General features: G+C 73.8%; 24 protein-coding genes. 15 read left to right on the forward strand and 9 right to left on the reverse strand.

The annotated features are described in order from the left end of the window. The first annotated feature begins 125 nt into the window (after nucleotides 1-125). From recA to AOM04_RS12100, 7 genes are read left to right on the forward strand one after another with little or no spacing between them, the layout of a single operon-like run. Nucleotides 126-1196 carry a recombinase RecA gene (recA, locus tag AOM04_RS12070; protein WP_062465046.1) on the forward strand — a complete coding sequence of 357 codons (1071 nt, stop codon included), beginning with the start codon at nucleotides 126-128 and terminating at the stop codon, nucleotides 1194-1196. A 3-nt stretch (nucleotides 1197-1199) separates the two neighbouring features. Next, nucleotides 1200-1763 (forward strand): regulatory protein RecX, encoded by a 564-nt coding sequence (locus tag AOM04_RS12075; protein WP_062465047.1) that lies wholly within the window; start codon nucleotides 1200-1202, stop codon nucleotides 1761-1763. 30 nt (nucleotides 1764-1793) lie between these two features. After that, complete coding sequence (gene rny, locus AOM04_RS12080; protein WP_062465048.1) at nucleotides 1794-3254, forward strand: ribonuclease Y; 1461 nt, start codon at nucleotides 1794-1796, stop codon at nucleotides 3252-3254. A gap of 3 nt (nucleotides 3255-3257) precedes the next feature. Beyond that, nucleotides 3258-4766: a tRNA (N6-isopentenyl adenosine(37)-C2)-methylthiotransferase MiaB gene (gene miaB / locus AOM04_RS12085; protein ID WP_062465049.1), complete on the forward strand. Its 1509-nt coding sequence runs from the start codon at nucleotides 3258-3260 to the stop codon at nucleotides 4764-4766. A gap of 22 nt (nucleotides 4767-4788) precedes the next feature. After that, nucleotides 4789-5709, forward strand: a complete 921-nt coding sequence (gene miaA / locus AOM04_RS12090) for a tRNA (adenosine(37)-N6)-dimethylallyltransferase MiaA (protein WP_228373717.1) — start codon at nucleotides 4789-4791, stop codon at nucleotides 5707-5709. A gap of 13 nt (nucleotides 5710-5722) precedes the next feature. Beyond that, nucleotides 5723-6556 (forward strand): diaminopimelate epimerase, encoded by an 834-nt coding sequence (gene dapF / locus AOM04_RS12095; protein ID WP_062465051.1) that lies wholly within the window; start codon nucleotides 5723-5725, stop codon nucleotides 6554-6556. Between the two features lie 2 nt (nucleotides 6557-6558). After that, nucleotides 6559-7164, forward strand: coding sequence for a YdeI/OmpD-associated family protein (locus tag AOM04_RS12100; RefSeq protein ID WP_082104629.1), 606 nt, complete (start codon nucleotides 6559-6561; stop codon nucleotides 7162-7164). Between the two features lie 7 nt (nucleotides 7165-7171). Here the strand turns inward: AOM04_RS12100 and AOM04_RS12105 are convergent, their stop codons facing one another. Continuing rightward, on the reverse strand, nucleotides 7172-7759 hold the full coding sequence (locus AOM04_RS12105; protein ID WP_062465052.1) for a class I SAM-dependent methyltransferase: 588 nt from the start codon (nucleotides 7757-7759) through the stop codon (nucleotides 7172-7174). Between the two features lie 98 nt (nucleotides 7760-7857). On the opposite strand from AOM04_RS12105, the gene hflX reads away from it, so the two are divergent. Next, complete coding sequence (gene hflX, locus AOM04_RS12110; RefSeq protein WP_062465053.1) at nucleotides 7858-9360, forward strand: GTPase HflX; 1503 nt, start codon at nucleotides 7858-7860, stop codon at nucleotides 9358-9360. Further along, the gene (locus AOM04_RS12115; RefSeq protein ID WP_228373718.1) at nucleotides 9357-11285 is read left to right on the forward strand and encodes an ATP-dependent DNA helicase; all 1929 of its coding nucleotides are present in this window, start codon (nucleotides 9357-9359) and stop codon (nucleotides 11283-11285) included. Before hflX ends, AOM04_RS12115 begins: the two co-directional genes overlap by 4 nt. A 51-nt stretch (nucleotides 11286-11336) precedes the next feature. Here AOM04_RS12115 and lexA read toward each other — a convergent pair whose 3' ends face one another. Further along, complete coding sequence (gene lexA / locus AOM04_RS12120) at nucleotides 11337-12107, reverse strand: transcriptional repressor LexA (RefSeq protein ID WP_082104630.1); 771 nt, start codon at nucleotides 12105-12107, stop codon at nucleotides 11337-11339. 175 nt (nucleotides 12108-12282) lie between these two features. Between lexA and AOM04_RS12125 the strand changes: the two genes are divergently transcribed. Next, nucleotides 12283-12597 (forward strand): LysM peptidoglycan-binding domain-containing protein, encoded by a 315-nt coding sequence (locus AOM04_RS12125; protein WP_062465054.1) that lies wholly within the window; start codon nucleotides 12283-12285, stop codon nucleotides 12595-12597. An 80-nt stretch (nucleotides 12598-12677) separates the two neighbouring features. Further along, on the forward strand, nucleotides 12678-13151 hold the full coding sequence (nrdR, locus tag AOM04_RS12130; protein ID WP_062465055.1) for a transcriptional regulator NrdR: 474 nt from the start codon (nucleotides 12678-12680) through the stop codon (nucleotides 13149-13151). On the opposite strand, the gene AOM04_RS12135 is transcribed toward nrdR, so the two are convergent. Further along, nucleotides 13126-14844 carry a DEAD/DEAH box helicase gene (locus AOM04_RS12135; RefSeq protein WP_062465056.1) on the reverse strand — a complete coding sequence of 573 codons (1719 nt, stop codon included), beginning with the start codon at nucleotides 14842-14844 and terminating at the stop codon, nucleotides 13126-13128. The genes nrdR and AOM04_RS12135 overlap by 26 nt on opposite strands. A gap of 62 nt (nucleotides 14845-14906) precedes the next feature. Next, on the reverse strand, nucleotides 14907-16112 hold the full coding sequence (gene serA, locus AOM04_RS12140) for a phosphoglycerate dehydrogenase (protein WP_062465142.1): 1206 nt from the start codon (nucleotides 16110-16112) through the stop codon (nucleotides 14907-14909). Between the two features lie 106 nt (nucleotides 16113-16218). On the opposite strand from serA, the gene AOM04_RS12145 reads away from it, so the two are divergent. Beyond that, nucleotides 16219-17028 carry a zinc metalloprotease gene (locus AOM04_RS12145; RefSeq protein ID WP_062465057.1) on the forward strand — a complete coding sequence of 270 codons (810 nt, stop codon included), beginning with the start codon at nucleotides 16219-16221 and terminating at the stop codon, nucleotides 17026-17028. 18 nt (nucleotides 17029-17046) lie between these two features. Here AOM04_RS12145 and AOM04_RS12150 read toward each other — a convergent pair whose 3' ends face one another. Further along, on the reverse strand, nucleotides 17047-19230 hold the full coding sequence (locus AOM04_RS12150) for a HelD family protein (RefSeq protein WP_062465058.1): 2184 nt from the start codon (nucleotides 19228-19230) through the stop codon (nucleotides 17047-17049). A 156-nt stretch (nucleotides 19231-19386) separates the two neighbouring features. Between AOM04_RS12150 and AOM04_RS12155 the strand changes: the two genes are divergently transcribed. Further along, entirely contained in the window at nucleotides 19387-20310 is a 924-nt protein-coding gene (locus AOM04_RS12155) for a PAC2 family protein (protein WP_082104632.1), read from the forward strand. Nucleotides 20311-20465: 155 nt separating this feature from the next. Further along, on the forward strand, nucleotides 20466-20669 hold the full coding sequence (locus AOM04_RS12160) for a cold-shock protein (protein WP_062294355.1): 204 nt from the start codon (nucleotides 20466-20468) through the stop codon (nucleotides 20667-20669). An 85-nt stretch (nucleotides 20670-20754) separates the two neighbouring features. Here AOM04_RS12160 and AOM04_RS12165 read toward each other — a convergent pair whose 3' ends face one another. Then, complete coding sequence (locus tag AOM04_RS12165) at nucleotides 20755-21534, reverse strand: spermidine synthase (RefSeq protein WP_062465059.1); 780 nt, start codon at nucleotides 21532-21534, stop codon at nucleotides 20755-20757. A gap of 82 nt (nucleotides 21535-21616) precedes the next feature. Here AOM04_RS12165 and AOM04_RS12170 point away from each other — a divergent pair, with 82 nt between their 5' ends. Continuing rightward, the gene (locus tag AOM04_RS12170) at nucleotides 21617-21982 is read left to right on the forward strand and encodes an SCO2097 family morphological protein (RefSeq protein WP_062465060.1); all 366 of its coding nucleotides are present in this window, start codon (nucleotides 21617-21619) and stop codon (nucleotides 21980-21982) included. A gap of 74 nt (nucleotides 21983-22056) precedes the next feature. On the opposite strand, the gene AOM04_RS12175 is transcribed toward AOM04_RS12170, so the two are convergent. From AOM04_RS12175 to AOM04_RS12185, 3 genes are read right to left on the reverse strand one after another with little or no spacing between them, the layout of a single operon-like run. Continuing rightward, a complete protein-coding gene (locus AOM04_RS12175) occupies nucleotides 22057-24213 on the reverse strand; it encodes a transglutaminase TgpA family protein (protein WP_062465061.1) in 2157 nt (718 codons plus the stop codon). Continuing rightward, the gene (locus AOM04_RS12180) at nucleotides 24210-25472 is read right to left on the reverse strand and encodes a DUF58 domain-containing protein (RefSeq protein WP_062465062.1); all 1263 of its coding nucleotides are present in this window, start codon (nucleotides 25470-25472) and stop codon (nucleotides 24210-24212) included. Before AOM04_RS12180 ends, AOM04_RS12175 begins: the two co-directional genes overlap by 4 nt. Then, complete coding sequence (locus AOM04_RS12185; RefSeq protein ID WP_062465063.1) at nucleotides 25469-26461, reverse strand: AAA family ATPase; 993 nt, start codon at nucleotides 26459-26461, stop codon at nucleotides 25469-25471. The genes AOM04_RS12180 and AOM04_RS12185 overlap by 4 nt, the downstream gene beginning before the upstream one ends. Between the last annotated feature and the right edge of the window lie 145 nt (nucleotides 26462-26606).

The following is a 26606-nucleotide window of genomic DNA, read 5'->3' on the forward strand; positions in this document are numbered from 1 at the left end:
CAGGACACCGTGAGGCGCGTCCGTCCCTCGCCGGGGCGGCGGTCTCGACGCCGGTGTCGGAGGGTCGGCGTAGCGTCGTCCTCGACATACGGCAGACCTGCCCCGGATGGATGTGAGGAAGCGACATGGCACAGGCACAGGACCGCGCGAAGGCGCTCGAGGCCGCGCTCGGACAGATCGACCGCCAGTTCGGCAAGGGATCCGCGATGCGCATGGGCGAGAAGACCGTGGTCCCGGTCGAGGCGATCCCCACGAGCTCGCTCGCGCTGGACATCGCGCTCGGCATCGGCGGGCTGCCGCGCGGCCGCATCGTCGAGATCTACGGCCCCGAGTCCTCGGGAAAGACGACCGTCGCGCTCCACGCGGTCGCGAACATGCAGAAGCTCGGCGGCACGGCCGCGTTCATCGACGCGGAGCACGCCCTCGACCCGGAGTACGCGCGCAAGCTCGGCGTCGACATCGACAACCTCATCGTGTCGCAGCCCGACACGGGTGAGCAGGCGCTCGAGATCGCGGACATCCTCGTCCGTTCGGGCGGCATCGACATCCTCGTCATCGACTCGGTCGCGGCGCTCGTGCCCAAGGCCGAGATCGAGGGCGAGATGGGCGACAGCCACGTCGGCCTCCAGGCCCGCCTCATGTCGCAGGCGCTGCGCAAGATCACCGGTGCGCTCAACACCACGGGCACCACCGCGATCTTCATCAACCAGCTGCGCGAGAAGATCGGCGTGTTCTTCGGCAGCCCCGAGACCACCACGGGTGGAAAGGCGCTGAAGTTCTACGCGTCGGTCCGCCTCGACGTGCGCCGCATCGAGACCCTCAAGGAGGGCACCGAGCCCGTCGGCAACCGCACCCGCGTCAAGGTCGTGAAGAACAAGATGGCCCCGCCGTTCAAGCAGGCCGAGTTCGACATCCTCTACGGCCAGGGCATCTCCCGCGAGGGCGGCATCATCGACCTCGGCGTCGAGCACGGCTTCGTCAAGAAGTCCGGCGCCTGGTACACGTACGAGTCCGACCAGCTGGGCCAGGGCAAGGAGAACGCCCGCAACTTCCTCAAGGACAACCCGCAGCTCGCCGACGAGATCGAGCGCAAGGTGAAGACCAAGCTCGGCGTCGGCGTGCCCGTCGGCGAGGAGAGCCAGGACCCCGCGGACGCCCAGGCGCCCGCGGCCAAGAAGGGCAAGGCCGACGCCTAAGGCATGACCGAGCCGTACGACCCCCCGGCCGGGCGCCGCCGCTCGCGGCGCGCGTCCGCCGGGGAGGACGCCCCGCCGCCTCCCGTCACCGATCCGGAGAAGGCGCGCGAGATCGCGCTGGGGATCCTCACGCGCGCCTCGCGCTCGGCGAGCCAGCTCCGGGACGCCCTCGTCGCCAAGCGCGTCGAGCCGGGTCTCGCAGGGGAGATCGTCGCGCGCTACGAGGAGGTCGGGCTCGTCGACGACGCCGCGCTCGCCGCGACCATCGTCCGCACGCGCCACTCCGAGCGCGGCCAGTCCCGCCGCGCGATCCGTCAGGAGCTCGCGCGCAAGGGCTTCGACGAGGACGCCATCGGTGCCGCGCTCGGCCAGATCGACGACGACGAGGAGCGCGAGCGGGCGGCCGCGCTCGCGCGCCGGCGCTGGGATCAGCTCGCCGCGCACCCCGAGGACGTGCGCACCAGGCGCGTCGTCGCGATGCTCGGGCGCAAGGGATACGCCCCGTCGGTCGCATTCGCACTCGTGAAAGACTTGCGACGTGCCGATGAGGAGGATGGCGGGTACTGACATGCCCGGGCGAAGGAGGAGCATCAGCAGATGACCCAGTCAGTGATCGTGCTGCTGCTCCTCGGCGCGAGCCTCGTCGCGCTCCTGCTCGTCGCCTTCGCGCGGCGCGAGGCGCGCGCCGAGCGCGAGGCCGCCCGCGCCGAGGCCTCGATGCTGCGCGAGGACGCCCAGGCGCGCATGGCCGAGGCCAAGCGCCGCGAGGAGCACAGCCTCCAGCGCGAGAAGGAGGTCGCGAGCGACCATCGGCATGCGCAGCAGTACGCGCGCGCGCTCGAGGAGCGCGCCGCGGTGGTCGCGCGCGACGAGAAGCGGCTCGTCGTCGAGCGCGCGCGCATCGAGGAGGACCGCACCGCGGCGCTGGCCGCCGCCGCCCGCACCACGCCCGAGGAGGCGCGTGCCGCGCTGACCGCTCAGCTGATCGACAAGGCGCGCGCCGACTCCGAGGGCGCGCTGCGAGTGATCGAGAAGCGCACCCGAGCGACCGCGGAGGACCGTGCGCGGGAGATCCTCGTCGAGGTGATGCAGCGCCAGGCGTCGCCCTCCTCGGCCGAGCACGCGACCTCCTGGATCGACCTGCCCAGCGAGGAGATGAAGGGCCGCATCATCGGCCGCGAGGGCCGCAACATCCGTGCCTTCGAGTCACTCACGGGCGTCAACGTCATCGTCGAGGAGGGCGTCAACGCGGTCCAGCTGTCCAGCTTCGACACCGAGCGGCGCGAGATCGCCGAGGTGACGCTCGCGGCCCTCGTCGAGGACGGCAGGATCCAGCCGCAGCGCGTCGAGGCCGCCTACGCCAGGGCCGTCGCCGGCGCGTTCCAGCGTCACCGCGCCGCGGGGCTCGACGCCCTGTCGGCGGCGGGCGTGTCGGGCGTGCCCACCGAGATCGTCGACGTGCTCGGACGCCTGCGCCTGCGCACCTCGTACGGCCAGAACGTCCTCGCCCACCTCGTCGAGACCTCGCAGATCGCGGCCGACATCGCGACCCTCATCGGCGCCGACGTCGAGATCGCGCGCCGCGGCGCGCTGCTGCACGACCTGGGCAAGGCCTTCACGCACGAGCAGCAGGGCACGCACGCCGCGCTCGGTGCGCGCTTCGCCGCCGAGCACGGCGAGGAGCCACGGGTGGTCAACGCGATCGCGGCGCACCACGACGAGGTCGCGCCCGACTCCCTCGAGGCGGTCATCGTCCAGATCGCCGACGCCGTGTCCGCGTCGCGCCCGGGCGCCCGCCGGGAGGACCTCGACGCGTACGTCAACCGCATGGCGAACCTCGAGCGGATCGTGCTCGAGCACCACGGCGTCACGCGCGCCCTCGCGATGGCCGCGGGCCGCGAGGTGAGGGTGATCGTCGAGCCGGACGAGGTCGACGACGCGGGGACCCAGGCGCTGGCGCGTACAATTGCCGAGCACATCAGCAAGGACTTCACCTTCCCCGGAGAGATCAAGGTGACCGTGATCCGCGAGCTTCGCGCGGACGCCGTCGCAGGTTAGGCAATGACCCAGACTTCCCTCGCCCCCACGTACCTCGTCAGGACGCTCGGGTGCCAGATGAACGTGCACGACTCCGAGCACATGGCCGGCCTCCTCGAGGGAGCCGGCTACACCGCCGCACCCGCGGGCGCCGACGTCGCCGACGTGGTCGTCATCAACACGTGCGCCGTCCGCGAGAACGCCGCGACGCGCCTGTACGGCAACCTCGGCCAGCTCGCGTCCGTCAAGGCCGAGCGCCCCGGCATGCAGATCGCGGTAGGCGGCTGCCTGGCCCAGAAGGACCGCGGCGAGATCGTCAGCCGCGCGCCGTGGGTCGACGTCGTGTTCGGCACCCACAACATCGACGTGCTGCCCGTGCTGCTCGAGCGCGCGCGCCACAACGCCGCCGCGCAGGTCGAGATCGAGGAGTCGCTCAAGGTCTTCCCGTCGACGCTCCCGTCGCGTTGCGACGCGATCGCGTCCGGCTGGGTGTCGATCTCGGTCGGCTGCAACAACACCTGCACGTTCTGCATCGTGCCGTCGCTGCGCGGCAAGGAGCGCGACCGCCGCCCGGGCGAGATCCTCGCCGAGGTCGAGGCGCTCGTGTCCCAGGGCGCCGTCGAGGTCACGCTGCTGGGCCAGAACGTCAACTCCTACGGCGTCGAGTTCGGCGACCGCGGCGCGTTCGCGAAGCTGCTGCGCGCGTGCGGCGAGATCGACGGCCTCGAGCGCGTGCGCTTCACCTCGCCCCACCCGGCCGCGTTCACCGACGACGTCATCGAGGCGATGGCCGAGACCCCGAACGTCATGCCGAGCCTCCACATGCCCCTGCAGTCGGGCTCCGACAGGGTGCTGCGCGCGATGCGCCGCTCGTACCGCTCGGAGCGCTACCTCGGCATCATCGAGCGCGTCCGCGCGGCCATGCCGGACGCCGCGATCACCACCGACATCATCGTGGGCTTCCCCGGCGAGACCGAGGAGGACTTCCAGGAGACGATGCGCGTGGTGGAGGCCTCGCGCTTCACCTCGGCGTTCACGTTCCAGTACTCGCCGCGCCCCGGCACGCCCGCCTACGAGCTCGAGCCGCTGCCCAAGGCCGTCGTGCAGGAGCGCTTCGAGCGCCTCATCGCGCTGCAGGAGCGCATCACGCTCGAGGACTCGCAGCGCTTCGTGGGCCGCGAGCTCGAGCTCATGGTCCTCGACGGCGGCGGCCGCAAGGACGGCGACTCCGCCCGCATGAGCGGCCGCGAGCCGGGCAACCGCCTCGTCCACTTCGCGGTGCCCGAGGGCGCCGACGTGCCGCGCCCCGGCGACATGGTCACCGTCCGCGTCACGCACGGCGCGCCGCACCACCTCCTCGCCGACTCCGGCCTCGACGGCGGACCGTACGCCGTGCGCCGCACGCGCGCCGGCGACGCGTGGGACGCGGCCCAGGGCGACGACCACGACCACGGCGGGGACTCGTGCGGGACCGGCGGCGGCGCACCCGCGGGCCCCGTGGGCCTCGGCATGCCGGCCCTGCGCCGGGCCTGAGGTGCCGGTGGACGATGCGCCGGTGATCGTCGCGGTCGTCGGCGCCACCGCGACGGGCAAGTCCGCGCTCTCGCTCGGCCTGGCCGAGGCGCTCGACGGCGAGGTCGTCAACGCGGACTCCATGCAGTTCTACCGCGGCATGGACATCGGGACCGCGAAGCTGCCCGTCGGGGAGCGGCGCGGCATCCCGCACCACCAGATGGACATGCTCGACGTCCACGAGGACGCGTCCGTCGCGCGCTTCCAGGAGGAGGCGCGCGCCGACATCGCCGCGATCCACGCGCGCGGGCGCCGCGCGATCGTCGTCGGAGGCTCGGGCCTGTACCTGCGCGCGCTCCTGGACCGCTTCGAGTTCCCCGGCACCGACCCCGAGCTGCGCGCCTCGCTGGAGGCCCGTGCCGAGGCGGAGGGGCCCGGCGTGCTGCACCGCGAGCTCGCCGCGCTCGACCCCGAGACGGCCGCGAAGATCCCGCCGCAGAACGTCAAGCGCCTCGTGCGGGCGCTCGAGATCATCGCGCTCACCGGGTCGACCCAGAGCAGCCTGCCGCGCCACGAGTACCACGCGCCCGCGCTGACCATCGCGCTCGACCTGCCCTACGCGCTCCTCGACCCGCGCATCGACGCCCGCGTGGACGCGATGTGGGCCGAGGGGCTCGTGGACGAGGTCCGCGCCCTCGAGGCGCGCGGCCTGCGCGACGGGGTGACCGCCCGCCGCGCCGTCGGCTACGCCGAGACGCTGCGCCACCTCGACGGCGAGCTCGCCGCTGACGCGACGCGCGACCTCATCAAGCAGCACACCCGCCGTCTCGCGCGCAAGCAGGCCCAGTGGTTCCGTCCCGACCCGCGCGTGCGCTGGATCGGCGCGCCCCGTGACCACGGCGACGTCACGCGGGCCGCGGCCGACGCATCGTCCCTGGTCGCCGAGGTCGAGGCCCGCTCCTGACTACGCTGGGCCCATGAGATTCACCAAGGGCCACGGCACGGAGAACGACTTCGTGCTGCTGTTCGACCCCGCCGGCGACACCGACCTCACTCCCGAGCTCGTGCGGTTCCTCGCGGATCGGCGCGCGGGCATCGGCGGCGACGGCGTCATCCGCGCCGTGCGCGACGGCGACGCGTGGTTCATGGACTACTGGAACTCGGACGGCACCACCTCGGAGATGTGCGGCAACGGCGCGCGCGTCTTCGGCGCGTTCCTCGAGGCCGAGGCGGGGGAGGACCTGTCGGGCGGCCTCGAGTTCGTCACCCGTGGCGGCCCGCGGACCGTGACCTCCCTGGCGGGCGGTCGCTACGCGATCGGGATGGGCGAGTACCGCATCGGCGACGCGACGGACGGCTTCGACTCCGAGGTCGCCGCGACGGGGCTCGAGGGGATCCGGCCGGCGCTCAGCGTCGACATGGGCAACCCCCACCACGTCGTCGCGCTCGAGAGCCTCGAGGAGCTCGCCGGCCTGGACCTCGCGGCGGCGCCGCGCGTGCACCCCGTCCCGCCGCACGGGACCAACGTCGAGTTCGCGGTCGCCCTGGGCCACGCCGAGGTCGGCGGCGAGGTGCGCGGCCGCGTGCGCATGCGCGTCCACGAGCGCGGCTCGGGCGAGACCCGCTCGTGCGGCACGGGCGCGTGCGCCGTCGCGCTGGCGATGCGGGCGTGGGCCGGCGCGGGCGCGCCCGACGTCTGGGACGTCGAGGTGCCCGGCGGGCTCGTGACGGTGCGGATCGAGGGCGGGTCCACCGTGCTCGAGGGGCCGGCGGTGCTCGTCGCGACCGGCGACGTCGAGGCGCCCGCCTGACGATGCACCCGGTCGAGCCCGGCGACGACGGCGTCCCCCGCATCCATCCCGAGGACGGCGCCGACCTGCGCGCGTGGCTCGCCGAGCACGGCGCGCGGGAGACCGGCGTGTGGGTGGTGCGCTGGCGCGCCGCGCACGGCCACGTCCCGATGGACTACGACGCGCTCGTGCGCGCGCTGCTGTGCCACGGCTGGGTCGACTCCAAGGGCAGGGCGCTCGACGCCGAGCGGACCATGCACTACTGCGCGCCGCGCCGGCCCGGGTCGGGCTGGGCGCGGCCCAACAAGGTCCGCGTCGCCGAGCTGGAGGAGGCCGGCCTCATGACGGAGGCCGGGCGCGCGGTGATCGACCGCGCGAGGGCCGACGGCTCCTGGTCGCTGCTCGACGAGGTCGAGGACGCGACCGAGCCGCCGGACCTGGTCGCCGCGCTCGACGGGCTCGCGGGCGCGCGCGAGCGGTGGGACGCGTTCCCGCCCTCGGCGCGCAAGGCGATCCTGCAGTGGATCGTGCAGGCCAAGCGGCCGGAGACGCGCGCGCGGCGGGTGGCCGAGACGGCCGAGAAGGCCGCGCGCGGCGAGCGCGCCAACCAGTGGCGGCCGCGCGCCTGACGCGCGGCTACGCGGAGACGCGCAGGACCCGGAAGCCCTTCGAGCTGCCGATCTTCTCGACGGCGCCCCACCCCTGAGCGGCGATCCACGTCGCGAGCGAGTCGGCGCCCAGGTTCTTCTGCACCACCAGGAACGCCTCGCCGCCCGGCGCGAGCCTGGGCAGCCACGTCGCGAGCAGCGCGTGGAGCGCGTCCTTGCCGATGCGGATGGGCGGGTTGGACCAGATCGTGTCGAACGTCGCGTCCGCCGGCACCTCGCCCGGCAGGCACGCGTCCACGGCGACCCCGAGCCGGGCCGCGTTGCGGCGCAGCAGGTCCAGCGCGCGCTCGTTGACGTCGACGGCGGTGACGGACGATGCGCCCCGGAGGGCCGCCTCGAGCGCGATGGGCCCCCACCCGGAGCCGATGTCGAGCAGCGCGCCGCGCGGCTCGGGCACCGCGCGCAGCAGCACCTGGGTGCCGAGGTCGACGTGGCCGGGGGAGAAGATGCCGGGCGCGGTCTCCACCTCGACGTCGCGCCCCGCGAGGGTCACGCGGATGGTGCGGCGCTCGTCCGCGGAGGCGGGCCGCGCGGTGAAGTAGTGGTCCTCGGTCACGCCCACGAGCGTAGCGGGAGGGACGCGCGGGGGCCGCGTCGCGCATCGTCCCCAGGCCGCTCCGGGGCGGCGGGCCGGGGTGAGACAATGGACGCCGTATGAGCGACTCAGCAGCAGACCACCAGGACACGCCCGAGGACCGCCGCGCCGACGCGGTGATCGACCGGGTCCTCTCCCGCGCCGGCACGGCCGTCGCCGAGGGCGGTACCGCCGTCACCGACTACGACGGCGACCAGTACGAGCGCGAGGAGCGCGCCGCGCTGCGCCGCGTCCAGAACCTCTCGACCGAGCTCGAGGACATCACCGAGGTCGAGTACCGCCGGCTGCGCCTCGAACGCGTGGTGCTCGTCGGCCAGTGGTCGCACGGCACGTCCGAGGACGCCGAGATCTCGCTGCGCGAGCTCGCCGCGCTCGCCGAGACCGCCGGCTCCGAGGTGCTCGACGGCGTGCTCCAGCGCCGCCCGCACCCCGACCCGGCCACCTACATCGGCAAGGGCAAGGCGCACGAGGTGCGCGACATCGTCGCAGCCGTCGGCGCCGACACCGTCATCGTCAACGACGACCTCGCGCCCAGCCAGCGCCGTGCCCTCGAGGACGTCGTCAAGGTCAAGGTCATCGACCGCACCGCGCTCATCCTCGACATCTTCGCGCAGCACGCGAAGTCCAAGGAGGGCAAGGCGCAGGTCGAGCTCGCGCAGCTCGAGTACCTGCTGCCCCGCCTGCGCGGCTGGGGCGAGTCGATGTCCCGTCAGGCGGGCGGCCAGGTCGGCGGCGCCGGCGCGGGCATGGGCTCGCGCGGACCCGGCGAGACCAAGATCGAGCTCGACCGCCGCCGCATCCACACCCGCATGGCGCAGCTGCGCCGCGACATCAAGGCGATGGAGCCGGCCCGCAAGGTGCGCCGCGAGAAGCGCCTGGGGCTGCCCAACGTCGCGATCGTCGGGTACACCAACGCCGGCAAGTCGTCGCTGCTGAACCGCGTCACCGGCGCGGGCGTGCTCGTCGAGAACGCGCTGTTCGCGACCCTCGACCCGACCGTGCGCCGCTCCGAGACGCCCGACGGCCGCGAGTTCACGGTCTCCGACACGGTCGGCTTCGTGCGCGACCTGCCGCACCAGCTCGTCGCCGCGTTCGCCTCGACGCTCGAGGAGGTCGCGCACGCCGACCTCATGCTCCACGTGGTCGACGCGTCCCACCCGGACCCCGAGAGCCAGATCCGCGCGGTGCGCGAGGTGCTCGCGGACGTGCCGGGGGCCGACCAGGTCAAGGAGGTGCTGGTCCTCAACAAGGCCGACATCGCCGACCCCGAGACGCTCATGCGCCTCCGCGGCCGCCGGGAGATCACGATCGAGGTGTCCGCGCTCACGGGCGAGGGCATCGAGGAGCTCATGGAGCTCATCGGGCGCGAGCTGCCGCGGCCCGAGGTGACCGTGGACGTCGTCGTGCCGTACACGCGCGGCGACCTCGTGAGCGAGGTGCACCGCCACGGCGAGGTGCTCGCGCAGTCGCACGTCGCGGAGGGCACGCACCTGACGGCGCTCGTGGATGCGGGCCTGGCCGCCCGCCTCGAGGAGGCCGGCGTCCCGTCGGCTTCGCTGTGACCGCGTCCGTGGAGACCCACGACGCCGACGCGCTGCTCGAGCAGGCCATCGGCGCGCTCGGGGGAGAGCCGCGCGAGGGGCAGCGGCTCATGGCGCGCGCCGTGACCGATGCGCTCGACGGCTCCGCGCACGCGCTCATCCAGGCGGGCACCGGCACGGGCAAGTCGCTCGGCTACCTCGTGCCCGCCGTCGCGCATGCCGTGCGCACGGGCGGCCGCGTGGTCGTCTCGACCGCGACGCTCGCCCTGCAGCGCCAGATCTACACCAAGGACCTCCCGCTCGTCGTGGAGGCGCTCGAGCCCGTCCTGGGCCAGCGCGCCCGCATCGCCCTGCTCAAGGGCCGCGGGAACTACCTGTGCGTGCACAAGATGGCGGGCGGCTACCCCGACGAGCCGAGCGACGACATGCTGCCGATCGGCCCCACGAGCGACCTGGGCCGCGAGATCGTCCGCCTCAACGAGTGGGCCGACTCGACCGACACGGGGGACCGCGACGACCTGGTGCCCGGCGTGAGCGGCCGCGCATGGGCACAGGTGTCCGTCTCGGGCCGCGAGTGCCTCGAGTCCAAGTGCCCCGCCCTGCAGGAGTGCTTCTCCCAGCGCACGCGGGACACGGCGGCCAAGGCCCACGTGGTCGTCACCAACCACGCCGTGCTGGGCGTGCAGGCCACGGGCCACGACATGATCGGCGAGCACAGCGTGCTGATCGTCGACGAGGCCCACGAGCTCGTGAGCCGCATCACCTCCTCGGCGACCCACGAGCTCACCGTCACCGCCGTCGACCGCGCCGCGCGCGACGCCCGCCGCTGCGGCATCGTCACCGAGAACCTCGACCGGGCCGCCCGGCATCTCGACGGCGCGCTCGGGGAGCTCGAGCCCGGCCGCCTGCGTCTGGGGCTGCCCGACGCGCTCGCGCAGGCCGTGGAGGAGGTCCGCGCCGCCGCCCGCGCCTACGTGTCCGAGACCACCAAGCGCGCCGAGGAGCTCGGCGCCGGCGGCAAGGTCGCGGGGGCCTCGCTCGGCGCGATCGTCGACGTGTGCGAGGAGCTCCAGGGCGAGCACGGCAGCCAGGTCATCTGGCTCGCCCCGCGCGACGGCGACTACGACTCCCGGGTGGTCGAGCGCATCGTCGCCGCGCCGCTCGACGTCGCCGGGCTCATCCGCGAGCGCCTGCTCGACGAGAAGGCGTCCGTGATGACCTCGGCCACGCTCGCGCTCGGCGGCGACTTCGGCGCGATCTCGCGCCACCTCGGCGTCGACCACGCGGTCACGCTCGACGCGGGCAGCCCGTTCGACTACCCGAGGCAGGGCATCCTCTACGTCGCGAAGCACCTGCCCAAGCCCGGCATGGGCGGCATCTCGGAGGAGGCGCTCGATGAGCTCGCCGCGCTCATCCAGGCGGCCGGCGGGCGCACCCTCGGCCTGTTCTCCTCCCACAAGGCCGCGCAGGCCGCGACGGACGCGATGCGCGAGCGGCTCGACGTGCCCGTGCTGTACCAGCTCGACGACCAGCTGCCCACGCTCGTCGCGCGCTTCCAGGAGGACGAGTCGGCGTGCCTGTTCGGCTCGACGTCGCTGTGGCAGGGCATCGACGTGCCGGGCCGCACCGCGAGCCTCGTCGTGATCGACCGCATCCCGTTCCCGCGCCCCGACGAGCCTGTCGCGCAGGCGCGCACCGAGGCCGTCGCCAAGAACGGCGGCAACGGCTTCATGGCGGTCAGCGCGACCCACGCGGCGCTGCTGCTCGCGCAGGGCGCCGGGCGGCTGATCCGCTCGAGCGCGGACCGCGGCGTGGTGGCCGTGCTCGACCCGCGCCTCGCGACCGCGCGCTATGGCGGCTTCCTCACGCGGTCGATGCCCGACCTGTGGCCGACCACGGACCGTGAGGTCGCGCTCGGTGCGCTGCGGCGGCTCGCGGCGTCCTAGCGGTCCGCCACCAGGGACGATGCGGCGGGAGCCGGCCCGCGCATCGTGCCGTCAGACGCGGCGCAGGACCGAGACGACCTTGCCCATCACGCGCGCGTGCGTGCCGTCGATGGGCGTGTACGCGGGGTTGTGCGGCATGAGCCACACCTGGCCGTCCTTGCGGCGGAACGTCTTCACGGTGGCCTCGTCGTCGAGCAGCGCCGCGACGATGTCGCCGTTGTCGGCGCTGTCCTGACGGCGCACCACCACCCAGTCGCCGTCGCAGATCGCGGCGTCGACCATCGAGTCGCCGGACACCTGCAGCATGAACAGCTCGCCGTCACCGGTGAGCTGCCGCGGCAGCGCGAACGTGTCCTCGACGGACTGCTCGGCGAGGATCGGGCCACCGGCGGCGATGCGGCCGACGAGCGGCACGATCCTCACGTCGTCCTCGCGGACGGACGATGCGACGGCCGGGGGCAGCGGGGGAGCGGCGGGCGCCTCGACGGCGGGCTCCGCCTCCTGCTCGCCGGGCAGCACCACCTCGATGGCGCGCGGGCGGTGCGGGTCGCGCCTCAGCACGCCCTTCGCCTCGAGCGCCGTGAGCTGGTGCTTGACGGACGAGGGCGAGGTGAGGCCGACGGCGTCGCCGATCTCGCGCATCGACGGCGGGTAGCCCCGGTCGAGCACGGTGGCGCGGATGAAGTCGACGACGGCGCGCTGGCGCGCGGTCAGGCCCGTGGCGGGGTCGCGCAGCTCGTGGACGGTCGCCTCGGCGCCCTCGCCGAGCGTGCCCTCCGCGCGCCGTCCGCCCCGGCCCGGTCGCGTGCCCCGCTGCGTCATGCCTGCCTCCCGTCGGGTGGATGTCAGACCCCGGTGGTCCTCTTGTCCTCGACGCTAGGGCAAGCCCCGGCGGAAATCAAACATATGTTCGAGCGTGTCTTGTCAGTGTCGGCGGGCGGTGCTAGAACTAGAACACACGTTCGATAGAACAGGTGTTCGAATCGAGGAGGCAGAGATGAGCATCTACGCACCGCAGACCGGCGAGGCCCGAGCCCGTCGCGCACGCGCCGGCCGTTTCCTGGCTGTCGCCATGCTGCTCGTCGCGGCGGCCGTGATCGGTCCGCAGGCGTTCGCGGCGGACGGCCCGGCCCAGCCGGCGGCCGTCGACGCGTACACGGTCGGCGCGGGGGAGACGCTCTGGGACATCGCCGCGGCGCTCACGCCCGCGGGCGACGACGTCCGCGACACGGTCGCGCAGATCCAGCACCTCAACGCGATGCCCGACACCGCCCTGGCGGCGGGAGAGCAGATCTACCTGCCCGTCCAGTGACGGCCGCCGCCGCCGGATGCGTGCGGTGGCCAGGGGGCGGGGGATTGGGCGGGCGCCTCGCTTCATGGCAGAGTGAACGCATGCACTGCCCGTTCTGCAGGAACCCCGACTCGCGCGTCGTCGACTCGCGCACCGCCGACGACGGCTCGTCGATCCGTCGTCGCCGCGAGTGCCCCGCGTGCGGGCGCCGCTTCACCACCGTCGAGACGGCGAGCCTGACGGTCGCGAAGCGCAACGGCGTGACGGAGCCGTTCAGCCGGGACAAGATCGTCTCCGGCGTGAAGAAGGCGTGCCAGGGCCGCCCCGTGAGCGACGACGACCTGGCCCTGCTCGCGCAGAAGGTCGAGGAGACCATCCGCGGCAACGGCCAGGCCGAGATCAACGCCCTCGACATCGGCCTGGCGATCCTGCCTCCGCTGCGCGAGCTCGACGAGATCGCCTATCTCCGCTTCGCGAGCGTCTACCAGGCGTTCAACAGCCTCGAGGACTTCGAGGCCGCGATCGCCCGGCTGCGCGAGGAGGATGCGGCTAGCGGCCGCTCCTCGGCTTCCTAGGCTTCCGGGTCGGGCCCGAGTCGTACCCGCCCTTGCCCGCGCCCTTGCCGTAGGGCTTGTCGCCCTTGCCGTAGGACTTGCCGCCGCCGGAGGAGGAGCGTCCACCGCCGGACGAGCGGTCGTAGCCGCCCTTGCCGCCCCTGTCGCCGCCGCTCCTCGAGGGGCGGTCGTCGTAGCGACGGGGTCCACGGTCGTCGTAGCGACGCGTCGAGCGCTCCTCGACCTGCGCCTCCCGCTCGGACAGACCGCGCTCGCGCGCGGCCAGCCGCGCCTCGCGCTCCGCGAGGCTGGCCTCCATGCGGGCGAGCCGCTCCTCCATCCGCTGCGTGGCGGCGAGCGCCTCGTCGGCGCGGTCGTCGCGTCGCGGCGCGCGGTCCTCGCGGCGCGCGGGACGGTCGTCGCGGTCCCACTGGCGGGCCGGACGGTCCTCCCAGCGACGCTCGGAGCGGCCGCCGCGATCTCCGCGGTCTCCACGGCTCGGACGGTCGCCGCGACCCGGACGGTCGTACTTGCCGCGGCGCTCGGGGCGCTGCGGGCGCGGCTCACGCACCGGCTGCCACGACGGCTCGCGGGCACCCGTGAGCTCGGCGATCATCGCGAGCGACTCGTCGTCCTCGCCACGCACCTTGCGGAACGTCACGTCGACGCCCGCCTGCTCGAGCATCCGGTCCGTCGAGCGGCGCTGGTGCGGCAGGACCAGGGTGACGACGAGGCCCTCCTCGCCCGCGCGTGCCGTGCGGCCCGACCGGTGGGTGTAGTCCTTGTGATCCGCCGGCGGGTCGATCTGCATCACCAGGTCGACGTGGTCGACGTGGATGCCGCGCGCCGCGACGTCCGTCGCGACGAGGACGGGCACGTCGCCGGCGCGGAACGCGGCGATCGCGAAGTTGCGCTCCGCCTGCGAGCGGTCGCCGTGGATCGCGAGGGCGAGGACGCCCGCCTCGCGCATCTCGTCGGCGATGCGCTCGGTGGCGAGCTTGGTGCGCACGAACACGATCGTGCGGCCCTCGCGCGCCGCGATGCGCGTGGCGATCTGGTACTTCGCGTTCGGCGGCACGTTGAGCACCACGTGGCGCATCGTCGCGGGCTGGTCGTCGCCGTCTGTGACGTCGTGCGTGACCGGATCCTGCATGTACGCCTTGACGAGCTTGTCGACGTCGCCGTCGAGCGTCGCGGAGAACAGCAGGCGCTGCCCGCCCGCGGGCACGCCCGCGAGGATCTCGGTGATCTCGTCCATGAAGCCCATGTCGGCCATGTGGTCGGCCTCGTCCATGACGATGAGCTCGAGCTCGGACAGGTCGGCGTGGCCGTTGCGGACCAGGTCGGCCATGCGGCCGGGCGTCGCCACCACGAGGTGGACGCCGCGCTCGAGCGCCTGGATCTGCTTCGACATCGACAGGCCGCCGGCGACCAGCTTGAGCGACACGTGCATGGCGTGCGCGTACGGCTCGAGCGCGTCGGAGACCTGCATGCCGAGCTCGCGCGTCGGCACGAGCACGATGGCGCGGGGGCGGCGCTTCTCGGGGCGGGGGCCCTCGGCGAGCCGCACGATCGCGGGCAGGCCGAAGCCGAGGGTCTTGCCCGAGCCCGTACGGGCCTTGCCGAGCACGTCCCGGCCGGCAAGCGCATCGGCGATGGTGGCCGCCTGGATGGGGAAGGCGGTCTCGATACCGTGGCGGCCGAGCGCCTCCACGAGCGGGTCGGGCAGCCCGAGCTCCGCGAAGGAGACGGCGTCGGTGGTGGGGTCGGTGGTGTTTATGAGAGCACTCGCAGACGGACGGTGCCGGGCATGCTCGAGAGCGCCCGCACCGCCTCCTTGTTGAGGCCGGAGGCCACATCCGTCACCACGTAGCCGAGCTCGCCTCGGGTGCCGAGGAGCTGGGCGTCGATGTTGACGTTGTGGGCGGCGAAGACCTGGTTGACCGCGGCGAGGACGCCGGGGATGTTCTCGTGCAGGTGGGCCACGCGGTGCGAGCCCTGGACCTGGTCGAGCGAGAGGTTGGGGACGTTGACGCTGAGCGACGTGGACGCGTGGAACACGTAGTCGCGCAGGCGCGTGGCGACGAAGATGCCGATGTCCCGCTGCGCCTCCTCGGTGGACCCGCCGATGTGCGGGGTGAGGATGACGTTGGGCATGTTCTGCAGCGGCGACTCGAACGGGTCGCCGGTCTTCTTGGGCTCCTCGGGGAACACGTCGACGGCCGCGCCGCCGATCGCGCCGGACTCGAGGCCCGCCTTGAGCGCCTCGAGGTCCACGATGAAGCCGCGCGAGAGGTTGAGGAAGATCGCGCCGTCCTTCATGGCGGCGAACTGCTCGGCGCCGAAGAACCCGCGGTTGCCGCTGCGGCCGTCCACGTGGAGGGTGACGACGTCGGCCTCGGCGAGCAGCGCCGCGAGGCTGGGCATGGGGGTCGCGTTGCCCAGCGCGAGCTTCTCCGCGTTGTCGTAGAAGATCACGTTCATGCCGAGGGCCTCGGCGATGACCGACAGCTGCGAGCCGATGTTGCCGTAGCCGACGATGCCGAGCGTGCGCCCGCGGATCTCGTGCGCGCCGGTCGCCGACTTCGACCACAGGCCCTCGTGGAGGCTGCGGTTATGGTCGGGCAGGCGGCGGGTGAGCGAGATCATCTCGGACACGGCCATCTCGACCACCGAGCGGGTGTTCGAGAACGGCGCGTTGAACGCCGCGATGCCACGCTTCGCGGCGGCGGCGAGGTCGATCTGGTTGGTGCCGATCGAGAACGCGCCGACCGCGATGAGGTCGGGACACGCCTCCATCACGCGCTCCGTGAGCTGTGTCTTGGAGCGGATGCCGAGCAGCTGGACGCCCTGGAGGGCGTCGATGAGCTCGTCCTCGTCCATCGCGCCGCCGTGGTTCTCGACGGAGATGCCGGCGGCCTCGAGGATCTCGGTGGCCTTGGTGGAGAGGTTCTCTAGAAGGAGTGCGCGCACGGGCGCTATCGTCTCGCATTTCCTGGTGCTTCTCCAACTCGGGTTCCGCCTGGTCGGGCCGGAGGGACGTCCGGGGCGTAGCGGAGGAACCCCCCTCCCGTGGCAGAGTGTCCGCATGAGGTCGGCGGGCAGGATCATCGTGGTCACCGTGGCGTGCACGGCGCTGTTCGTCGCCGGGGCGGTGTGGCGCGGTGTCACGTGGTCCGACGTGCGCCACTGGGGCACCCCGCGCAACGTCATCGAGTCGGGCGGGGAGACCGTGAGGATCCCCACCGCGGCCGGCCCCGACGAGCGGCTCCTGCCCGCGGTGACGTCCACCACGGTCGGCTCCTACGACTTCCTGTTCCCCGATGGCGGCGAGGGCGGCGGTCCGGTCAGGTACGACCCGTGCCGGCCGCTGTCGTACGTCATCTCGCCCGCGCACATGCCCGAGGGCTTCGAGACGATCGTGAAGGAGGCGGTCGCGTCGGTGCAGGAGGCCACCGGCCTCCAGTTCGTGTACGACGGGCTCACCGACGAGACCGCGTCCTTCGACCGACCGCTCGTCCAGCCGCGCTACGGCGACCGCTTCGCACCGATCATCATCGGCTTCGAGAGCGAGGATCAGAACCCCGAGCTCGCCGGCACGGTGACGGGCCTCGGCGGCTCGAGCGCCGTGCCCGGCGCGTACGGCGACTCGCGCTACCTGCGCGCGGGCGTCGTCATCATCGACTGGGAGGACGTAGCGCGCATCGAGGACGGCGGCGGCGGCGACGCGCTCGCGCGCGCCGTCGTCGAGCACGAGCTCGGCCACGTCGTCGGCCTCGCGCACGTGGGCGACAAGGATGAGCTCATGCACGAGTCCAACCTGCGCCTGCTCCACTGGGGGCCGGGCGACCTCGCGGGCCTCGCGCTCGCCGGGTCGGGCGGCTGCGAGGCCCGCTAGGGACGCTGCGCGGCGCGCCTACAGCGCGAGGCCTCGCGGCAGCGGTGCGGCGTGGACCAGCTCGAGGCGGCGCGTCGGGCGCGTGAGCGCGACGTACAGGTCGCCGGGCCGCTCGCCGATCTCGGCCGGCTCGACCACCACCGCCACGTCGAACTCGAGCCCCTTGGACTCGCGGGCCGTGTACACCTCGACGGCCGAGCCCTGGAGGAGCGACCGCAGCTCGTGGTGCAGGCGCGGCGGCGCGATCACGGCGACCAGTCCGCCCTCGCCCGTCGCGAACCCGCGGTCGTGGGCGCGCGCCACGCGCGCTGCGGCGGCCACCGCATCGTCCGCCCGGGTCGCCGCGGTCGCGTCGTCGAGCTCACGGGCGGCGCGCAGGTCGCTGACCGGCAGGCGCGCGGCGCGTGCGTACGCCTGGGCGGCCGCGGCGACGGCGGCAGGGATGCGGTAGGAGACGGTGAGCTCGCGCAGCTCCCAGCTGGTCTGGAACAGCGGGTCCATCGTCTCGGGCCACCAGCGGGTGCCCGCGACCGACGTGGTCTGCGCGACGTCGCCGACGATCGTGAACGAGCGCGTGGGGCAACGGCGCAGCAGCATGCGCCACGCCATGGGGCTGAGCTCCTGCGCCTCGTCGACCACCACGTGGCCGTACGTCCAGGTACGGTCGCCGCGGGCGCGCTCGGCCACGGACAGGCGGGCGGTGCCGCCCTTCATGCGGGCCGCGAGGTCCTCGGCGGTCACCACGCCGCCGTCGCCGAACGTGTCGAGGACGTCCTTGGCGTACTGGATCTCCTCGGCCGACGGGCCGTCGGCGCGGCGCGCGCGCGAGCCGGGCAGGTCGCCCAGCAGCTCGGCCGCCTCGTCGAGCAGCGGGATGTCGGCCTCGGTGAAGGGGGCGGACGCGGGTCGCAGCAGCAGGTCGCGCTCGTCCTGCGGCAGCATGCGCGCCGCGTGGTCGAGCAGGTGGGGCTTCGAGAAGAGGTCGCGCAGCAGCTGCTCGGGGCTGATCGGCAGCCAGGACAGGTTGATGGCGATGCGCACGTTGCGGTCGTCGCGCACGTCGCGCTCGAGCTCGTGGCGGTCCTCGTCCGAGTACGCCTCGATCTGCTCGGCGAGCTGGCGCGTGAGGCGTCCGATCATGTCCTTCGCGAACGATGCGCGTGCCTCGTTGTGCGGCCGGCCCTCGCGGCGGGCGCGCGCCTGCGCGTCCTTGACGTCGCCGCGCTTGATGACGACGGTGCGGCCGTCGATGCGGATCTCCCGGTCGGCGCGCGGCACGCGCTGGCGCTCGCGGACGGCGGCCTTGACGACGTCGGACATGACGGTGCGGCCCTTGACCTCCGCCGACTCGTCCGGCTCGACGGCCGTGATGTTCGCGCCGGGCACCAGACCGGCGAGCGTGGTCGACACGGCGCCGGTCTCGCCGAGCGAGGGCAGCACGTGGTCGATGTAGCGCAGGAAGGTCTTCGAGGGGCCGATGAGGAGCACGCCGCGCGACTCGAGCTGCTCGCGGTGGTGGTAGAGCAGGTAGGCGGCGCGGTGCAGCGCGACGGCCGTCTTGCCGGAGCCGGGACCGCCCTGGACCACGAGCGCGCCCTGCATGGGCGCGCGGATGACCGCGTCCTGCTCGGCCTGGATGGTGGCGACGATGTCGCCCATGCGGCCGGTGCGCCGCGCCCCGAGCGCGGCCAGCAGCGCGCCCTCGCCGGCGAGGGCCGCGTCGGCGCCCATCGCGCGCAGCGCGTCCACGTCCAGGACGTCGTCCTCGACCGCGGTGACGCGGCGTCCCTGGGTGGTGAGGTGGCGGCGGTTGACCACCTCGCCGGGGCTCGCCGCGGTGGCCGAGTAGAAGGCGCGCGCCGCGGGCGCGCGCCAGTCGGTCAGCAGCGGCACGTGCTCGCCGTCGGACAGGCCGATGCGGCCCACGTAGAAGCGCTCGCCGTCGCGCAGGTCCAGGCGGCCGAAGCACAGGCGGTCCTCGACGGCGTCGAGCTGGGCGATGCGGTCCTCGTAGAGCGTGGCGAACGCGTCGCGCTCGGAGCGGTTCTGCGGCGAGCCCGACGGGCCCTCCTTGCGGATCGCGGCGAGCCTGTCGCCCGCCTCGTCGCGCAGCTCGTCGAGCCTGGTGTACAGGCCGTCGACGACCTCCTGCTCGGCCGTGAGACCGCTTCGCTCGGCCGTGAGCCCTCGCTCGTTCGCCATCGGCATACCCTCCGCACGCCCTGCGTTGACGGGAACAGGGCAGTCCCTCATTATCGCCCTTTCGTGCGGCCATCGGTAGCACCCGCCCCCCGCGCCGGTTTCGCGGAGGGCGAGAACCGGACCCGGGGTCCGGCGGGGGTGGAAGGATGGAACATCATGGAACGACCTCTGGTGACCTGGGACGCGGACGGCGTGAAGGCGTGGGCGGATGCCGCGCCGCGCGAGGGCGGTGTGCTGCTGCACTCGCTGCGCGGATTCATCGACGCCGGCCGCGCGGGCGCGCTCGTCGCCGACCACCTGCTGAGCGACGACGCACCCGTGCGTGTCGCGACCTTCGACATCGATCAGCTGCTCGACTACCGCTCGCGCCGCCCCGAGATGACCTTCTCGATCAACCAGTGGACCGCCTACGACGAGCCGCACCTCGCGCTCGACATGGTCCACGACGGCGAGGGCTCGCCCTTCCTCCTGCTGCACGGCTTCGAGCCGGACATCCAGTGGGAGCGCTACATCGGGGCCGTGCGGGAGATCGTCGACAGGCTCGGCGTGGGGCTCACCCTGGGCACCCACGGCATCCCCATGGCCGTGCCGCACACGCGCCCGCTCACGGTGACGCTGCACGGCACCGATCAGGACCTGCTGCCGGACACCCCCTCCATGTTCGGCACCGTGACCGTGCCCGCGTCGGCGCAGAACCTCCTCGAGTACCGCTTCGGGCAGTGGGGGATGCCGGTCGTCAACGTCGCGGTGCACGTGCCGCACTACCTCGCGCAGTCCACCTATCCGCAGGCCGCGCAGCGTGCCCTCGAGGGGCTCGAGGACGTCTCGGGGCTGGACCTCGACCCGGGCGCGCTCGATGCGGCCGCCGAGCGGGCCACCGAGGAGATCGGCCGCCAGCTCGCCGAGAGCGAGGACGTCCAGGCGCTGGTCGAGGCGCTCGAGAACCAGTACGACGCGTTCCACGAGGCACGAGGCCGGGGGCTGCCGCTCGACGACCAGCTCCCGTCCGCCGACGAGATCGCCGCCGAGTTCGAGAAATTCCTGGCGCAGGAGCGGCGGGATCCTCCCAATCAGCCCTGATGTCTGCCATGCTTGCCCCGGTTGCAAGAAACGTAGTGTGCAAGAACCTGTCTCACCTGGGCTGGGGACGCGGCATTGCGGCGACAGGGCCGGGCGCCGTGCCCGGCCTTCCCGTCACCCGGGCACGAAGGTCACGAAGGTAAGGAAAGACAGGCATGGCACAGGGCTCTGTGAAGTGGTTCAACGCGGAGAAGGGCTACGGGTTCATCGCCCAGGACGGCGGCGGCGCCGACGTCTTCGTCCACTACTCGGCGATCGAGACGGACGGCTACCGCAGCCTCGAGGAGGCGCAGCGCGTCGAGTTCGAGGTCACCAACGGTCCGAAGGGCCCGCAGGCGGAGAAGGTTCGTCCCCTCTGAGCCGAGGTTCTCTCGCGAAGGCCGTCGTCCCCTCGGGGCCGGCGGCCTTCGACGTTGCCCGGGACGATGCGCGGGCCGGGCGGGATCAGCCGCGCCAGTCGCGCACGACGCCCGTCGGCAGGGCGGCCGACCCCGCGTAGCGCCGCAGCGCCGCCTCGTCGATCGCGCCGGACGTGACCGCCGCCAGCACGACGTTGCCGCGCCGGCGGCCCTTGAGGACCGCGTGCTCGCCGATCGCGAGGGTGGAGCCGAACGCCTCGGCGGCCGCCGCGACGTCCGCGGCCGCGGTGCGGTCGCCGGGCCGTGTGCCGATGTTCGCGAGGACCAGACCGCCGGGGCGCAGCACGCGCGCGGCCTGCGCCCACCACTCGGGGGAGGCGAGCGTCGCCGGGGTCGCGTCGCCCGCGAAGGCGTCGCGGACCACGAGGTCGAGGCTCGCGTCGCGGCGCGTCGTCACGGCGTCGAGGCCGTCCTGAGCGCGGATCCGCAGCCGCGGCGCGCGGGGCAGGTCCCACCACGCGCGCACGAGCTCGGGCAGCGTCGCGTCGACGTCGACGGCGATGTGGCCGGAGTCGGGCAGCCGGTGCGCGAGGTGGCGCGGGAAGGCGCATGCGGCGGCGCCCACGTGCAGCGCGAGCATGCGCGGCGGCGGTCCCCATGCGTCGACCGCGGCCGACAGGTGCCGCATGTACTCGAACGCGAGGAAGCCCGGGTCGGGGTCGAGCGGCGAGCTGGGAACTCCGTTGACCCACAGGAACGTTGTCCCATCGGGCTCGTCACGGAGCTCGGCGACACCCGTCGCGATCGCGAACTCGACGCCACGAGGCACGTCGGGAGCGATGCGGAGGTGGTGGGACCGGGGCATGGGCTCACCCTAGACGCCCGTCTGGTACGGATGACGCGCGACCGATAGACTTGATCACACGGTGCACACGAAGGAGGCTGCGATGCCGCTGTCGGAATACGAGCAGCGCGTTCTCGAGCAGCTCGAGAGGGACCTCGGCTCGGACGCCAAGCTTGGCTCTGCGATGGCGCGCGCCTCGCGCCCCCGAAGCCGCTATGTGTGGGCGGGGGTCGGCGTCGTCGTCGGCCTCGGCATCGTCGTCACCGGCGCGGTCACCCAGCTCGTGATCGTGGGCGTGGCCGGCTTCGCCGTCATGCTCGCGGCCGCCGTGTGGGCGCTGCTCACACCCCGTCCGGCCGGCCTGCGTGCCGCGGGCGGCACCGCCGCGAAGCGTCGCAAGGGCGACCGCGGCTTCATGTCCCGCGTCGAGGAGCGCTTCGAGCGCCGGCGCGAGCAGGGCGACATCTAGCTTCTGCGGTTCCGTTCCTTGGGACCGCGTTGCGCAGACGTGCTCGCGGCCGAGGCCGTGAACACGTCGCATCCCTAGCGGCGGTGGCCCTGGGCGGCCGCCTTGTCCGCCTCGCGCGCGGCCTCCGCCACCGCATCGGCCCACGCCGCCAGCTGCGACGCGGGCACGCCGCTGCCCCCGGGGGCGTAGCGCTGGTCCTCGACCGCCGTGCGCAGCCGCGCGAGCGCCTCGCACGCCGCGTCGCTCAGCTCGGGACCCTGCTCGAGGATCGCGCGCTCGGTCTCCGCGGGGGTCAGCGCATCGTCCCCGGCGCGGTCGCCCAGGCGGCGGCGCATCGACGCCCATGCCGCCTCGGGGGAGTCGACGGCCACGGCCGATCCCCGGCGGCGCGCCACGCCGATCGCGAGCATGGCGAGCACCAGCGCGCCGGCGAGCGCGGGGATCCACGGGAAGCCCCGCGCGTCCTCGACCGTCGCGGGCGCGGTCGTCGTCGGCGCCGCGCTCGGGCGCGACGTGCGCGGCGCGGTGGTGGGGTTGACCGGGTTGCGCGTGTCGTCCGGGGTGGTGCCCTGGACCACCGGGACCGCGTACGCGGGGCGCGATCCGGTCTGTACGGAGGGCGTGGGCTCGAACCGCACCCAGCCGTGGCCAGGGAAGTACAGCTCGGGCCACGCGTGCGCGTCGCGGCCGCGGACCTGGAAGCCGTCGCCCGACTCGACGCCGCCCAGGAACCCGACGGCCATGCGCGCCGGGATGTCGAGCGTGCGCGCCATCACGACCATCGCGGTGGCGAAGTGGATGCAGTAGCCGTGCTGCTGCTCGAGGAACGTCGACACCATGTCGTCGCTGGTGGTGGGCGCCTCCGTGTCGTAGGTGAAGCTGGGGCCGCGCAGGTACTCCTGCAGCGCGAGGCCCTGCTCGTAGCGGTCGGTGGCGCTCGCGGTCACGGCCTGCGCGATCGCGCGCACGTTCTCGATGTCGATGCGCGGGTTGAGGTCGAGGTAGCGCGCGGGCACGGCGCGGTCGCCGCCGGCCGCGATCAGCGGGTCGGCGCCGCGCAGCGCCTCCTCGGTGGTGTAGCCCACCTCCTCGCGCACGGTGTACGACAGGTCGCGGGTCCCGCCCTCGCGGTTGATCACCACCTCGTCCGTCGACGGGTCGTACAGCCACTCGTTCCCGGCCGCCAGCGAGCGGGGCGAGGCGGGCACCGGCACGTGGCTCTCGGCGAGGTCGCCCACGCTCACCGAGATGGTGGCCGGGTCGTGGAGCAGGGGGCTCGCGAGGTCCTCGGGCCATAGCACCCCGGTCGCGGGCACCATCTCTCCCTCGGGGTCGCGGTCCCACCGGCTGCCGTCGAAGGTTCCCATGGAGTAGGCGCGCAGGACGTCCACGCGGCCGTTCGTGGAGAAGTAGCTGAGGACGGGGGTCCCGGAGCGCGTGGTGAGGGAGTCGCGCAGGTCGATCTCGAGGTCGAGGCGGGAGGTGCCGCCGAGCGAGGCGGGCAGGCTCAGGCGGGGCATGGCCCCCCAGAACGGTCCGCCGATCGCGAGGGGCGCGACGAGCAGCGCGACCAGCACCGCCGCGACGGCGGCGCCCAGCACCGCGGGCGGTGAGGCGGGGGCGGCGCCGTCGCGCGCGCGGGCGCGCCACGAGCCGCGGTCGTTGCGGCGCGACAACGCGATCACCGCGAGCCAGGCCGCGAGGGTTCCGGCGAGCGCGGCGGTGGGGACGCGACGCTCGAGCGTGAGCGCCGGCAGCCACGGCGCGAGGAGCAGGAAGCCCGCCGACGCGGCGAAGCCCGCGCCCACGGCGACCGCGTCGACGAGCAGGAACAGCGCGACCACCGCCGCGGTGATCGCCCCCGCGAGCTCGGGCTCGACGGGCGCCGGCGCGACCGAGACCTGCGCATACCCGACCGCGTCCAGAGCGACCTGGCGCACGGCGGCCAGGGTGTCGCCCGTGGGAAGCCACCGGATCCCTCCGTCGTCCGCGGGCACGTAGGCGAGCACGATCAACCAGGCGCCGGCGAGGGCGCCCGCGACCGTGGGCAGGAAGGGCCTCCCTGTCGTGAGGCGGGCGAGCACGACCACGGCGGCGGTCGCCCCGAGCACGATCGCGAGCACCTTCAGCCAGCCGCCGTAGATGACGAGGCCGGACAGGCCCGCGAGGCTCAGCCCGACCGCGACGGCGACGAGCGGGGTCGCGGCCAGCCGCCACCGTCCGCCGCTCATGCGTCCGTCTCCTCGGCGAGCAGCCGAGTCCAGGCCGACTCGAGGGTCTCGGGCTCGAGGGACACCACCGTGCGCCATCCGCCGAGCCGCAGGGCCTCGGCCGTGCGCTCGGCCCGCGCGCGTGCCGCGAGCGACGCCCGCACGAGCGCCCACGCGCGCCCGGACTCGCCCAGGGGGGTGAGCGCGTGCAGCGCGGTGGGCCCGAGCGGCTCGACCACCGCGACCACCACGTCCCGATGGCCCGCGTCGACCCGCCCCGCCGACGCGGCGAGGAGGCGGTCGGCCTCCGACGTGGACTCGGACGGCGCCAGGTCGACAGTCGCGTCGAGGATCTGCGCGCGTGCGGGCTCGGCCGCCCGCCCGCGGGCATCGTGCACCGACGCCTCCGCGGTTCCCGCGAGCAGCCGCACCGGGTGCCCCGCCTCGAGCACGGACAGCGCGACGGACGCTGCCGCCGTGATGGCCCACTCGAGCCCCGCGCTCACCGGCGGCAGCGCCAGCAGGATCGTCGCCGCGGTGCGGCCCTGCTGCTCCTCCGAGCGCACGAGCAGCGTGCCGCGCCGGGCGGAGGACGCCCAGTGGACGCGGCGCAGGTCGTCGCCCTCGCGGTAGTCGCGCAGCGAGGCGTCGTCCGCCGCGGGGGTGCGGGCGCCCGCATGGGCGCGGTCGGCGACGCCCATGAGCTCGCCCGCGCTCGCGGCGAGGTCGACCACCGGCGGCCACACGGCGATCTCGAGCGCCTGGCCGACGGGCCGGTCCGTCCACGCGAGCCCGAACGGGTCGGCGGCGCGGGCGAGCGCGGGGCCCAGGAGCCAGCGGCCGCGGCGCGTGGGCTCCAGGCGGTAGCGCAGCTCGATCCCGCCCGGCCGCCGTGCGATCGAGGCGCGCGTGCCCGCGCCGCCCGTGAGCTCGGCGGCCGCCTGCTCGCGGATCCGCAGCACGCGTGCCGCGCCGCCCGGGGCCGCCACGCGCGTCACCACCTGCGCGGGCGTGCCCGCGGTGAGCGTCGCGGGCGTGACCTCGCGCGTGACGCCGCGCACGCGCGAGCGGGTGAGCAGGGAGGACGCGACGATCCAGCCCGCGGCGACGAGCACCGCGGCCACCACGGCGGCGCCGATGAGCACGAGCGGCGCGGAGCCGAACCCGACACCGACGAGCAGCAGCGCGCCGCCGCCCGCGGCGAGGCCGACGCCGCGCGGCGAGACCGCCGTCTCGGCATCGGCCTCGCGACGGCCGGCGGGGCGCCGGAACGAGCTCATCCGCGGGTGGGCTCCGGGGTGCGGGCGGTGGGCACGGCGATCCGCGACAGCAGCTCGGTGACGACCGTCTCGGCGGTGCGGCCCGCGGCGCGCGCCTGCGCCGCCGGGATGAGCCGGTGCGCGAGCACGGGCACGGCGAGCGCCTTGACGTCGTCGGGCAGCACGTGGTCGCGGCCGGCCATGGCCGCGCGCGCCTTCGCCGCCGACAGGAGCTGCAGCGACGAGCGGGGCGAGGCGCCCAGCCGGAGATCCGCGCTCTCGCGCGTCGCTCGCGCGAGGTCGACGAGGTACTGCTTGATCGCGGCGGAGGCGTACACGCCGCGGACGGTCGCGATCGCGCGCTCAAGGTCCGCCGCGGTCGCGACGGGTCGCACCTCGGCCAGCGGGTCGTGGCCGTCGTGCGCGTCGAGCATCGCGACCTCGTCCGCGTGCGAGGGGTAGCCCACGGCGATGCGCGTCATGAAGCGGTCGCGTTGCGCCTCCGGCAGGGGATAGGTCCCCTCCATGTCGATCGGGTTCTGCGTCGCGACGACGAGGAACGGCGTGGGCAGCGGGCGGGTCTCGCCGTCGACCGTGACGGACCGCTCCTGCATCGACTCGAGCAGCGCGGCCTGCGTCTTGGGCGAGGCGCGGTTGATCTCGTCGGCCACCACGATGTTCGCGAACACGGGTCCGGGGCGGAACTCGAAGCGGTGCTCGTCGCCGCGGAAGACGCTCACGCCCGTGACGTCGGACGGGAGCAGGTCCGGCGTGAACTGGATGCGGCCGACGCTCGCGTCGAGCGCTCGCCCGAGCGCGCGGGCCAGGGTCGTCTTGCCGACGCCGGGGACGTCCTCGAGGAGCAGGTGGCCCTCGGCGAGGACGGTCGCCAGGGTGGCGTCGATCGCGTCGTCGAGCCCCGACAGGACCCTCCTCAGCTCTTCCCGCACGCGTAGCGCGAGGTCGCACACATCGGCCAGCTGCGAGGCGGTCGGGACGGTCGTCGTCATGGGGCTCCCCTCTCCCAGATCCGAGCCTAGTGGAGCGCGAGGGCGCCTGTGCGGCGATTTCCCTCCACTACGCTCCACGCAGACTACCTGCGCTTTTAGGCAAATTGATGTCAGATTTTGAAGATTTTCCGAGACAGGTGGAGAG

Origin of the sequence: Demequina soli, from assembly GCF_000971195.1 — a bacterium.
Classification (GTDB): domain Bacteria; phylum Actinomycetota; class Actinomycetes; order Actinomycetales; family Demequinaceae; genus Demequina; species Demequina soli.